General features: G+C 41.7%; 14 protein-coding genes and 1 riboswitch. Of the genes, 13 read left to right on the plus strand and 1 reads right to left on the minus strand.

Annotated features, from left to right (window positions below):
- The first annotated feature begins 9 nt into the window (after positions 1–9).
- From RHS_RS11245 to ptsP, 3 genes are all read left to right on the plus strand, one after another.
- Positions 10–1,461: a 6-phospho-beta-glucosidase gene (locus RHS_RS11245; protein ID WP_027292906.1), complete on the plus strand. Its 1,452-nt coding sequence runs from the start codon at positions 10–12 to the stop codon at positions 1,459–1,461.
- Entirely contained in the window at positions 1,448–1,705 is a 258-nt protein-coding gene (locus tag RHS_RS11250; RefSeq protein WP_027292907.1) for an HPr family phosphocarrier protein, read from the plus strand. The genes RHS_RS11245 and RHS_RS11250 overlap by 14 nt, the downstream gene beginning before the upstream one ends.
- Positions 1,706–1,808: 103 nt before the next feature.
- On the plus strand, positions 1,809–3,431 hold the full coding sequence (gene ptsP / locus RHS_RS11255; RefSeq protein ID WP_047833227.1) for a phosphoenolpyruvate--protein phosphotransferase: 1,623 nt from the start codon (positions 1,809–1,811) through the stop codon (positions 3,429–3,431).
- A gap of 168 nt (positions 3,432–3,599) precedes the next feature.
- Here the strand turns inward: ptsP and RHS_RS11260 are convergent, their stop codons facing one another.
- Complete coding sequence (locus RHS_RS11260) at positions 3,600–3,941, minus strand: YmaF family protein (protein ID WP_081820141.1); 342 nt, start codon at positions 3,939–3,941, stop codon at positions 3,600–3,602.
- Positions 3,942–4,263: 322 nt separating this feature from the next.
- On the opposite strand from RHS_RS11260, the gene RHS_RS11265 reads away from it, so the two are divergent.
- From RHS_RS11265 to RHS_RS11310, 10 genes are all read left to right on the plus strand, one after another.
- Positions 4,264–4,593 carry a hypothetical protein gene (locus tag RHS_RS11265; protein ID WP_047833228.1) on the plus strand — a complete coding sequence of 110 codons (330 nt, stop codon included), beginning with the start codon at positions 4,264–4,266 and terminating at the stop codon, positions 4,591–4,593.
- A 99-nt stretch (positions 4,594–4,692) separates the two neighbouring features.
- Positions 4,693–5,067, plus strand: a complete 375-nt coding sequence (locus tag RHS_RS11270; protein ID WP_152614199.1) for a GntR family transcriptional regulator — start codon at positions 4,693–4,695, stop codon at positions 5,065–5,067.
- 20 nt (positions 5,068–5,087) lie between these two features.
- Entirely contained in the window at positions 5,088–5,948 is an 861-nt protein-coding gene (locus RHS_RS11275) for an ABC transporter ATP-binding protein (protein WP_047833229.1), read from the plus strand.
- Positions 5,945–6,580 (plus strand): ABC-2 transporter permease, encoded by a 636-nt coding sequence (locus tag RHS_RS11280; RefSeq protein ID WP_047833230.1) that lies wholly within the window; start codon positions 5,945–5,947, stop codon positions 6,578–6,580. The genes RHS_RS11275 and RHS_RS11280 overlap by 4 nt, the downstream gene beginning before the upstream one ends.
- Before the next feature lie 155 nt (positions 6,581–6,735).
- The gene (locus tag RHS_RS11285) at positions 6,736–7,359 is read left to right on the plus strand and encodes a DUF4317 family protein (RefSeq protein ID WP_027292914.1); all 624 of its coding nucleotides are present in this window, start codon (positions 6,736–6,738) and stop codon (positions 7,357–7,359) included.
- A 50-nt stretch (positions 7,360–7,409) separates the two neighbouring features.
- A riboswitch (FMN riboswitch) is annotated at positions 7,410–7,524 on the plus strand.
- Positions 7,525–7,731: 207 nt separating this feature from the next.
- On the plus strand, positions 7,732–8,844 hold the full coding sequence (ribD, locus tag RHS_RS11290; protein WP_047833231.1) for a bifunctional diaminohydroxyphosphoribosylaminopyrimidine deaminase/5-amino-6-(5-phosphoribosylamino)uracil reductase RibD: 1,113 nt from the start codon (positions 7,732–7,734) through the stop codon (positions 8,842–8,844).
- A complete protein-coding gene (locus RHS_RS11295) occupies positions 8,826–9,467 on the plus strand; it encodes a riboflavin synthase (RefSeq protein ID WP_027292916.1) in 642 nt (213 codons plus the stop codon). Before ribD ends, RHS_RS11295 begins: the two co-directional genes overlap by 19 nt.
- A gap of 11 nt (positions 9,468–9,478) precedes the next feature.
- Entirely contained in the window at positions 9,479–10,687 is a 1,209-nt protein-coding gene (locus RHS_RS11300; protein WP_047833232.1) for a bifunctional 3,4-dihydroxy-2-butanone-4-phosphate synthase/GTP cyclohydrolase II, read from the plus strand.
- The gene (gene ribE, locus RHS_RS11305; RefSeq protein WP_047833233.1) at positions 10,688–11,149 is read left to right on the plus strand and encodes a 6,7-dimethyl-8-ribityllumazine synthase; all 462 of its coding nucleotides are present in this window, start codon (positions 10,688–10,690) and stop codon (positions 11,147–11,149) included.
- Positions 11,150–11,349: 200 nt separating this feature from the next.
- Complete coding sequence (locus RHS_RS11310) at positions 11,350–11,889, plus strand: methylated-DNA--[protein]-cysteine S-methyltransferase (protein ID WP_027292919.1); 540 nt, start codon at positions 11,350–11,352, stop codon at positions 11,887–11,889.
- The last annotated feature ends 111 nt before the right edge of the window (positions 11,890–12,000 follow it).

The following is a 12,000-nucleotide window of genomic DNA, read 5'->3' on the forward strand; positions in this document are numbered from 1 at the left end:
GGTGAGGTTATGGGATTTCCAAAAGATTTTATGTGGGGCGGCGCTACGGCAGCCAACCAATGTGAGGGTGGTATCCTGGAAGGTGGAAGAGGTGCCGCTAATGTAGATGTGTGTCCGGCTGGCGAAGACAGAAATGCGGTTATTACCGGACATCTGAAGATGCTCGAGATGGATGATGTACATAGCTATCCCGCAGCGGAGGCGATTGATTTATACCATCATTTCAAGGAGGATATCCGGCTTTTTGGTGAAATGGGATTTCGGGTATACCGCTTAAGTATTGCCTGGACCAGAATATTTCCAAAGGGCGATGAAGAAGAACCAAATGAAGAAGGCCTGGGATTTTATGAAGAAATTTTTAAGGAATGCCAAAAGTATCAGATACAGCCGCTGGTAACCATTTCTCATTTTGATTGTCCCATCTGGCTGATCCAAAAATACGGCGGATGGCGCAGCAGAGGGCTCATTGATTTTTATCTGCATCTCTGCGAAGTGCTGTTTACCCGTTTTCGGGAATATGTGACTTACTGGCTGACATTCAATGAAATTAATATGATTCTCCATGCTCCGTTTATGGGTGCAGGGATTTATTTTGAAGAAGGCGATAATGAAGAACAGATTAAGTACCAGGCCGCTCATCATGAATTGATAGCCAGCGCCCTTGCCACCAGAATGGCACATGAAATCAATCCGGAAAATAAAATAGGATGTATGTTTGCGGCAGGAAGTGCCTATCCTTATACCTGTAAACCGGAAGATGTATGGGAGGCTTTGCTTACAGATCAGGAAAATTATTTTTTTGTGGATGTTCAGGCAAGGGGATATTATCCGTCCTATGCAGTAAAGCGCCTTCGTAAAAAGGGCATTTTCCCCCTGATAGAAGATGGGGATGCTGAAATTTTAAAGAAGTATCCGGTGGATTTTATATCCTTTTCATACTACAACAGCAGATGTATCGCAGCACCCGGGGGCGGGCAGGATGAGGCTGAGGGAAATCTTTTTAAATCAGCTAAGAATCCCTATCTGAAATTCAGTGAATGGGGATGGCCGATTGACCCTCTGGGTCTGCGGATTACCTTAAATCATGTATATGACCGTTACCAGAAACCACTGTTTATTGTAGAAAACGGTCTGGGAGCTGCCGATGTGCCGGATGAGAACGGATATGTAGAGGATGATTACCGCATTGAGTATCTGGATGCACATATCCGCGCTATGATGGCGGCTGTGGAAGAAGATGGTGTGGAACTGATCGGATATACATCCTGGGCACCGGTTGATTTAATCAGTGCCGGAACCGGTGAGATGAAAAAACGCTATGGATTCATCTATGTAGATAAACAGGATGACGGAAGCGGGACTCTTGCCAGAACAAAGAAAAAATCATTTTATTGGTATCAGCGCGTAATAGCGACAAATGGAGAATATTTAAAGGAGGACAAGAACAATGAAGAATTTTAGTTATGTAGTCAAGGATGAGGTAGGAATTCATGCAAGACCGGCAGGTCTGCTGGTAAAAGAGGCAAAAAAGTACGAAAGTAAAATTACGCTGTCAAAAGACGGCAAGTCAGCGGATGCAAATAAACTGATGGCTGTGATGAGCCTGGGCGTCAAATGCGGGCAGACCGTGGAAATCGTAATTACAGGATCCGACGAAGAAACTGCGTATCAGGGTATGAAAAAATTCTTTGAAGAAACCTTATAATCGCTGACAAACGAGCCGGAGCGTATTTGCAAGTGTGACGTAAGTCTGTCCGGAAGCAATTTAACACACGCTCAATGCTCTAAAAATATTGAGGAGGCAGAAAATGCTAAAATTATCAGGAAAATCGGTATATAAAGGAATCGTTATGGGACCTGTTGTGGTCTTCAAAAATAGCGATCACCAGGTGAAACGTAAAAAGATTGAAAATGCAGAATTGGAAATTGAAAGAGTGGAAACGGCTCTGGAAGCGGCAAAAGAGCAGCTCCAGAAATTATATGATAAGGCGGTAAAAGAAGTAGGCGAAGCCAGTGCTGCCATTTTCGAAGTCCACCAGATGATGCTGGAAGATGAAGATTATCTGGATTCCATACACAATTCCATCCGGACAGAAATGATCAATGCGGAGTACGCCGTTGCCGTTACCGGAGATAATTTTTCTGCAATGTTTGCCAACATGGATGATGACTATATGAAAGCCAGGGCAGCGGATATCAAGGATATCTCCAATCGCCTGGTTCAGAACCTGGAAGGAAAGGACGGGCTGGACTTAAGTACCATGGAAGCTGCAATCATTGTGGCAGATGACTTAAGCCCCAGTGAAACCGTTCAGATGGATAAAGACAAAATTCTGGCATTTGTAACCGTGCATGGCTCTACCAATTCCCATACGGCGATCCTGGCACGCATGATGAATATCCCGGCACTGATCGGAGTACCGGTGAATCTGGAAGAAATTCAAAGCGGTATGGAAGCGGTAGTGGACGGATTTACCGGGGAAGTAATATTTGAGCCTTCCGTGGATTTATGCAGCCAGACCAAAATCAGAATTCAGGAAGAGAAAGAAAAGCTGGAGCTTCTAAATACGTTGAAAGGCAAAGAAAATGTAACCCTTGGCGGAAAGAAAATCAATATTTATGCTAACATCGGAAGCGTAGGGGATGTGGGATATGTACTGGAAAATGATGCCGGAGGCATTGGGTTATTCCGCAGTGAATTCTTATATCTTGGAAAATCGGATTTCCCAACAGAAGAAGAGCAATTCCGGGCATACAGACAGGTCGTGCAGATGATGGCAGGCAAAAAAGTAATTATCCGTACATTAGATATCGGAGCGGATAAGCAGGTAGAGTATTTTAACCTGGGCAAAGAAGATAACCCTGCTCTGGGTTATCGCGCAATCCGTATCTGCCTGAAACAGCCTGATATATTCAAGACGCAGCTCCGTGCACTCTTTCGTGCAGCCGTATACGGAAATCTGTCGATCATGTATCCAATGATTACATCCACGGAAGAAGTCCATCAGATTTATGAAATTGTAAATGAAGTGAAAGAAGAGCTGGATAAGGAACAGATTCCTTATAAACTTCCGGAACAGGGGATTATGATCGAAACACCTGCTGCAGTCATGATCAGCGATGAACTGGCTGAAATCGTGGATTTCTTCAGCATTGGAACAAATGATTTAACCCAGTACACGCTGGCAATTGACAGGCAGAATGAAAAGCTGGATGACTTTTATAATCCCCACCACAAGGCGATTCTGAAAATGATTCAAATGGTGGTGGACAATGCCCATAAGTATGGAAAATGGGCGGGTATCTGCGGAGAATTAGGTGCAGACCCCGAATTGACGAAGAAATTCATCCGTATGGGCGTAGATGAGCTGTCAGTTGCTCCTTCCATGATTCTGAAACTCAGAAAACAGATTCGTGAGATGGCGGATTAAATATTGATAACAAAAATGGGACTTTTACGCTAACAGCAGTGAAAAGACCGCAAAAGGATGCCGCAACAGCTTTTTGACCAGCTGCTTTGCGACATCCTTTTTTATTACTTAACCCCTGCATATTGCAGGCAAGCCTGCAAGCCTGCCATCAATAAATAGTTTGAATTTTTAATCACCAATAGGATTCTCGATTAAAGTAGCAGCAATAAATCTATGACAATGCCCATCTTCTATTTCTGTCTGAGAATCAATAAAGTGCACATGGCGCTCATCGCCGCATTTGCCAACCGGAACCTGCAAGCCCGTTGTTACACAAATGGGATGGAAGTGATCTTCATAAAAATCTGTTTTCGAAGTAAATTTGTGGATGTGTCCACCGGGGACTTTTATTATTTCTTCTGTCACACCTGCAAAGCGGTGGTTGTGTGGATCTTCATTCAGTTCGGCAAGGCGAACGCTTCCCAGCACCTCGTGAACGTGTGTTTGCATACATTTTCTGTTACAACTCATAATTACCTCCATTTCTGCACATTGTAGCGCATACAATTTTGTACCGCATCCGGAACAAAATTTTCTATATCAAATTATTCAATATCGGATAATACAATATAAAAGAAAAAAACAAATTTGTTCGATAAATTAGATTTATCTCAATATTATATGTTTAAAAGAGTAAATTGGTGATAATTATAAAATCCGTATTGTCCTTTGAATAATCAATAGAATAACAAAATTTATTGCGAATCCGGCTGTTGTATATTGACAGGTGTTATATAGTGTATTATAGTGTTATATATAAGAGGTGCAAATATGCAAGCCGGAGGTGAATTTTATGAACGAAAAAGGATTTGTTAAAATAGCTTCTGTGGGAAGTATGACGGAGGCTGAGCAAATGATCTGTGTTTTAAAAGAGAACGGTATTATGGCATGGCGCCAGGGCAGCATAATGGACATATATATGGGAGACTCCTATGCTGGTGAAGATATCATGGTCGCTGAAAGAGATGAAGATCCTGCAAAAAAACTATTGGAATGTTTCCCTCAGATTCAAACAAAAATGACTTATCAAAAGAGAAACCTGTCAAGGACGCAGCGAATTTTAGGATGGGTATTATTAATTATCATGGTTCTGTGTATTTTGGTTCCGGTTATCCTGCTGTAAGTTGGGAAATAGCCGCTAAGTTGTACAGAGAGTTTAAAAATAGCCGCGAAGTCCTCAGCGAGTTTGAAAAAGAGAGGTGGAGAACGGAAATTGGAAATTATGATAAGCCACAAAAGCAGCAAACCAATATATGAACAAATAGGCTCACAGATTAAGGATATGATACTGACTGGCGAATTAAAAACCGGTGATATGATTACTTCTGTAAGAAGTCTGGCAAAAGAACTGGGAATCGGTGTGCTTACAGTCCAGAAAGCATATGACCGGCTTCAGAAGGAAGGTATTATTGAAACCGTGGTGGGAAAAGGAACCTATATCACGAATCATAATTCCGGTGGCCTGGAAGACCAGCGCAATCAGATATTGGAAGTCAAGGCGATGGAATTAATCGCTCTTGCAAAGAAATATAACATAGAACAAGACAGCGTTATTGGATTGATAAAGCTGCTGTTCGATGATTCACATATTGATTGATACTGAAAATGAGGTGCTATATGAAAAATATTCTTGAAATCAATGATATTACAAAAAAGTTTGCATCATTTACTCTTGATCATGTTCAATTTTCCTGTCCCGAAGGAGCTATTATGGGGTTGATTGGCCCCAATGGAGCCGGAAAAACTACCGTCATCAATTCTATTTTGAACATTATTAATTTAAACGAAGGAGATATACGGATTTTTGGCAAAAATTATCAGGAACTGACGAAAGAAGATAAAGAAAATATCGCAGTTGTGTACGATGATAATAACCTTCCGGAACATCTTACTTCCAAAGAGGTCAATAAAATTTTTAGTAAAATGTATCTAAAATGGGATGAAAATTTATTCCATCACTATTTACAGCGGATGGAGATACCGGAACATACTGCGGTCAAAGAGATGTCAAAAGGCAACAAAGTAAAACTAAATCTGGCGGTTGCGTTGTCCCATTGTCCCAGGTTGTTGATTTTAGATGAAATCACAGGATCGTTAGACCCCATCATGAGAGATGAAATACTGAAATTATTTCTGGAATTTATTCAGGATGAAGGCAATAGTATTCTTTTCTCATCCCACATTATTACAGATCTTGAGAAGATTGCAGATTATATTACCTTTATTAATAATGGCCATGTTATTTTCAGTAAAGAAAAGGATGAACTGCTCTATAATTATAGTCTGGTGCATTGCAGGGCTTCAAAATTTCATGAACTGGACAAAAGTGGTATGATAGCTTACCGGGCAGAAGGGAACCATGTAGACTTTATCCTGGACAATACCATGGGGAATCATTTCAATCAGGAAGAAATATTGATAGAACAGCCTGGCATAGAAGAAATTATGCTGATACTTGCAAGGGGGACAGTGGTATGAACGGATTAATAAGAAAAGATATTTACAACTTAAATAAAATAAAAAACATGTATCTGATTTTGACCGCCATTTTAATCGCCTATTGTTATGCAACAAAAAGACCTGCTTTTATTACTTCAATACCGATACTGATTTTCAGTACAACTGTAACTTCTACCTTTACAATGGACAATAATGTGAAATGGGATAAACTTGCTGTGCCGGCGATGCTGAGCAGAAATGAAATTGTTCTGAGTAAATACATTCTTCTTTTAGAGATTATAAGCGTGGGAATTCTGGCGGGCTTTCTAATAAGTTTGCCTGGGTTAATAACCCATCGTACCGATTTCATCCTGTTTTTGGAAATGACCATGGCTGCAGCCGCAATTGCGTTGTGTGCCGGCAGTTTGTCCATTGGATTTATATATCTGTCTGAAAATGCAGTAGAAAAGATGGAACTGCTTACAATATTTTCATATGCGGGATCTGCAGTTATCGTATTTGGCAGTTCAAAACTACTAAGTATTTTAAATGACTCTCTAAAGCTTCCGAGAATCGGTCTTTCCATCATTAATCTTTTTATTGTATTTATTATTTATATTGTTTCTTATAAGACAGCAGTCAGAGCCTTCAAAGGCAGGGATATTTCTTGATTTTACGACAGATTGTTTAAACGTGTATTACACCTGTCAGCGTTTCTGATTTACAGCATTACAGTAACCGGTTTTATTTTGGTGACATAACCCCGGGGAGTATGTTAAAATAGGGCATGAAATATTAGATAGAAGGGACAGACAAGATTATAATTATGATTAACAGAGAAGATATGCTGGAATTGACCAGACGAATGACACCTGCCAGAACGTCTGTGACGAGGATTGCAGGATGCTATATGGATGCGGACGGTGAAATCGATGGTACGTTTAATACTAATTTTTTAAAGCTTTCTGCTGGTGAAAAGGAAAAGAAGTTAAAGATTGCAAAAGAGATTCCATTTTCCCGAACAAATGAGAATCTGAAAAGATATCAATTTCCAAGTGATTCTATGGGACCAAACAGTATGTGGCGGCTTCTTATGGGAATGAAATCCTGTGGGCTTAAGAATGATGTATTGATGGAAACATTCTATGAACTGATAGGGGAATCCTATCATTCCGACCATGATTATGCCGTGATGGTGTACCATGACCGGTATGATATACCGGTGAAAGCATCGGATCATGAAAGAGTGGGAGAGTCAGAAGAAGTCTACGAATATCTCATTTGTGCCATATGCCCGCTAAAAGGAGATTATGAGCCGGATAGTCCTGAGTGTGGATTCCTGTTTCCGGCATTTGCTGACAGAAGTTCAGACCAGAATTGTGTGGATGTGTTCCAGGCAGATACCCTGCATCCACATATGGAACTTTTGAAAATATTAAAGCGTGCCTGAAATAACTTGACTTCCAAAGAAAACCTGTTTATAATAAATTTCAATTGAATAGAAATCTTCAGGGCAGGGTGCAATTCCCTACCGGTGGTAAAGCCCACGAGCCGTAAGGCATGATTCGGTGTAATTCCGAAGCCGACAGTATAGTCTGGATGAAAGAAGATGTTAAAGCAGTTTTATGTGCTTTTTGTGCTCTGGAATGATATTATCATTTCAGAGTTTTTTGTTAAATGCGCATAGGACCTCCATTTTACATGCCTTGAGTAGATTTTATTCAAGGCATGTATTTTTTTGGAGGTGAAGTGTGAAAGAAAAGCATTTTTACTTATTAAGGCAGGATCGCAGGCAGATCTGCACTATGCAGGAGGTATAAAAATGAAGGATTTAGAATACATGAAGCAGGCCATAGAACTTGCGAAAAAGGGAAGTGGATTTACAAATCCCAATCCCATGGTTGGTGCAGTGATTGTAAAAGAGGGTGTGGTGATCGGACGGGGATATCATGAAAGTTACGGCGGTCTGCACGCTGAACGAAATGCTTTAAAGAACTGCAATACTTCAGCCAAGGGGGCAGAAATGTATGTAACCCTGGAACCCTGCTGTCATTACGGAAAAACTCCGCCTTGTACAGAAGCTATTATCAATAGCGGTATTACGAGGGTGGTAATCGGCACACTTGACCCCAATCCTCAAATGTCCGGGAAAGGAGCCGCCATTTTACAAAGAAATAAGATTCGTGTAGAAACAGGTGTCCTGGAAAAGGACTGTAAAGCACTCATTCGTACCTTTGCAAAGTTCATTACAACCGGGAAACCCTATGTGATGATGAAGTACGCTATGACCATGGATGGCAAAATAGCCACGTATACAAAACAGTCTAAATGGATAACCGGTGAAAAAGCAAGATACCAGGTACAGGAAACCAGACATCAATATTCCGCCATTATGGCAGGCGTAAACACGGTTATCCAGGATGATCCGCTGCTGAACTGCAGACTGGAAAATGCTTCAAATCCGGTTCGCATTATCTGCGATACCCATTTACGGACACCCCTGGATTCCCGAATTGTTCAATCAGCATCAACCTATTCTGCTGAAACCATACTGGCAACCTGCTCCGCTGATGAAAATAAGATACAGCAATACCTTAATAAAGGCTGCCGTATTATACAAACCAGTGAAAAGGACGGACATGTGAATCTGCATGAACTTATGGGGGTTCTTGGAAAGATGGGCCTGGACAGCATACTTTTAGAAGGGGGCAGCATGTTGAATTGGAGCGCATTGCAGCAGGGAATTGTGGACGGGATTCAGGCATATATTGCACCGAAAATTTTTGGCGGCAGCCACGCCGTATCTCCTGTGGGCGGTATAGGGGTAGCCCTGCCGGCTGAGGCATTTCTGCTTGCAGACACCCGGTTCATACCAGTTGGCAATGATTTTTTGATGGAAAGTGAGGTGGTCTATCCATGTTTACAGGAATCATAGAGGAAACCGGCAGCATTTCAGCCATTTTGAAAAATGGAAATTCGATCCGTCTGACGGTGCATGCAAATAAGATTTTACAGGATATAAAAACCGGTGACAGTATTGCAGTCAATGGGATCTGCCTCACGGCAGCCGGTTTTACCGCATCGGCATTCACAGCTGACGTTATGCACGAAACCATAGCACGTACTTCCCTTTCACACTTAAGGCACGGAAGCATTGTCAATCTGGAAAGAGCCATGTCCGTGAACGGGCGGTTTGGGGGACACATTGTTACCGGACATGTGGACGGAACGGGTACCATCATCAAAATAGAAAGCGATGCAGCAGCCCAATGGTATACCGTCAAAACATCTCCAAAAATCATGCGGTATATTGTAGAAAAAGGTTCCATTGCAATGGATGGCATCAGTCTGACGGTAGCAAAGACAGACAGAGACCGTTTCTGTGTTTCCGTAATTCCCCACACGATGGGACATACGGCGCTGGCATCGAAAGCGGTTCATGATATAGTGAACCTGGAAAATGATTACATAGGAAAATATATTGAAAAATTCATCTTGGACGGAAACGAAAATTCTTCAAATTTAACGCGGGAACTACTTGCGAAATACGGATATTAGGAGGTATGGAAATGAAGTTTGATTCTGTAAAGGAAGCGGTAAGTACACTGCAGGCTGGTAAAATGATACTGGTACTGGATGATTGGGACAGAGAAAATGAAGGAGATTTAATCTGTGCTGCAGAATATGCAACAACGGAAAATGTAAACTTTATGGCAAGCTGTGCAAAAGGCTTAATCTGTATGCCCATGAGCCGGAAACTGGCGGAAAAACTGTGCCTGCCCCCAATGACTGAAACGAATAACGATAATCATGGAACAGCATTTACCGTTTCCATTGATTATAAAGAAACCACAACAGGTATCTCAGCCGTGGAAAGAGGTATGACGGCCCGCATGTGTGTCTCTGATGGCGTTCTGGCAGAAGATTTCCGCCGCCCGGGCCATATGTTTCCGCTGATTGCAAAAGATAACGGGGTTTTGGAAAGAAACGGACATACCGAAGCAACCGTGGATCTGATGCGTCTGGCGGAATTAAAAGAATGCGGCCTTTGCTGTGAAATTATGAATGATGACGGGAGTATGATGCGATCCCATGACCTGCTGAAATTTGCAGAACAGTATCAGATTCCCTGCATTACCATAAAAGACTTACAGGAATACCGTAAAATCACTGAGAAATTGGCAGAGTGCGTATCCATTACCAAAATGCCAACCCGGTATGGTGATTTCATGGCACATTGTTATGTCAATAAATTGAATCAAGAACATCACATCGCTTTAGTTATGGGGAACATAGCAGATGAAAAGGAGGTTCTGTGCAGAGTCCATTCCGAATGTCTCACAGGAGATGTATTCGGTTCCTTAAGATGCGACTGCGGACAACAGCTTGATGCGGCTATGAAAATGATTGCAGATCATGGAAAGGGGGTACTGTTATACATGCGTCAGGAAGGACGGGGAATCGGATTAGTAAATAAACTGAAGGCTTACCATTTGCAGGATGGCGGTATGGATACCTTAGACGCAAATCTTGCATTAGGATTTCAGGGGGATTTGCGTGAGTACTACATCGGTGCGCAGATTCTGCGGGATTTAGGTATTCAATCGCTGCGCCTGCTTACGAACAATCCGGATAAGGTGTACCAGTTAGAAGATTATGGTATAGAAATTACGAAACGCATGCCAATACAGATTAAGGCGACTCCCTACGATAAATTTTACTTAAAAACAAAACAAACCCGCATGGGACATCTTTTAAACTTAGAGGAGGAAAAATAAATGAGAATATATGAAGGTAATTTAGCAGCAGAAGATATCAAGGTGGGTATTGTTACCGCACGGTTTAATGAATTTATAACATCAAAGTTACTGTCGGGTGCCATAGACTGTTTAAAACGTGAAAATGTAAAGGAGGATCAAATTGAGGTGGCATGGGTTCCGGGGGCATTTGAAATTCCTCTGATTGCTTCTAAAATGGCACAGAGCAAGAAATATGATGCTGTCATATGTCTGGGCGCAGTCATTCGCGGAAGTACCAGCCATTATGACTATGTATGCAGCGAAGTTTCAAAAGGGATTGCCCAGGCCAGCCTTTCAAGCGGCATTCCGGTATTGTTTGGAGTGTTAACAACAGACAATATTGAACAGGCAATCGAAAGAGCCGGAACAAAAGCGGGTAACAAAGGGTTTGAATGTGCCCAGGGAGCCATTGAAATGGTTAACTTAATGCGTTCTCTTTAGTGAAAGTAAAATATTGTAATATCATTTTTTCTATACAAAAGCATTAGGCAAAGAAGAATCCTAAGTTCAGGAATACGGGATATGTTTTTTAGTGAACATGTGGTAAAATTATAATACAGGAATAAGAACGTACTTTAAATTGATTTGGGCTGCGCAGATTAAATCGACGCAATCGCTTTATACATCAGGAGGAGGGTAAAATGTATTATTTTACAAATGTTCAATCACCGCTGGGTATGCTGTCCATTGCCTGTGATGGTGAAAATATAACAGGGCTGTGGATAGAGGGACAAAAATATTTTTTAGGTTCCGTTTCAGATAAAATGGTAAGGATGGATGATCTCCCGGTGTTTCTAACCGTAAGAGAATGGTTAGACAGATATTTTGCCGGAGAGAAGCCGGAGATTTCCGAACTGCCTTTGCGCCCGGCCGGTGGGGAATTCAGGCAGGAAGTCTGGAAAATCTTATGTGAAATTCCTTACGGGGAAGTCGTAACTTACGGCTCCATTGCAAAAAAAATGGCAGAGATAATGGGCAGAAACAGGATGTCCAGCCAGGCAGTGGGCGGTGCTGTGGGACATAATCCAATTTCCATCATCATTCCCTGTCACCGGGTTGTGGGTACAACAGGCAGTCTGACCGGTTATGCAGGAGGTATCCACTTAAAGATAAAACTGCTGGAGCATGAGGGCGTGGATATGTCACATCTTTTTATTCCGAAAAAGGGAACGGCACTTTAAGAAAGCATGAATACATACCATTCAAAAAAGGGTATATGGGCTGTCATATGCCCTTTTTGGGTGGAAAAAAATACCCCTTGACACCTAAGCTACTAAGTGTTACGATATACC

This window comes from Robinsoniella sp. RHS (assembly GCF_001029355.1).
GTDB classification, from domain to species: Bacteria; Bacillota; Clostridia; order Lachnospirales; family Lachnospiraceae; genus Robinsoniella; species Robinsoniella peoriensis.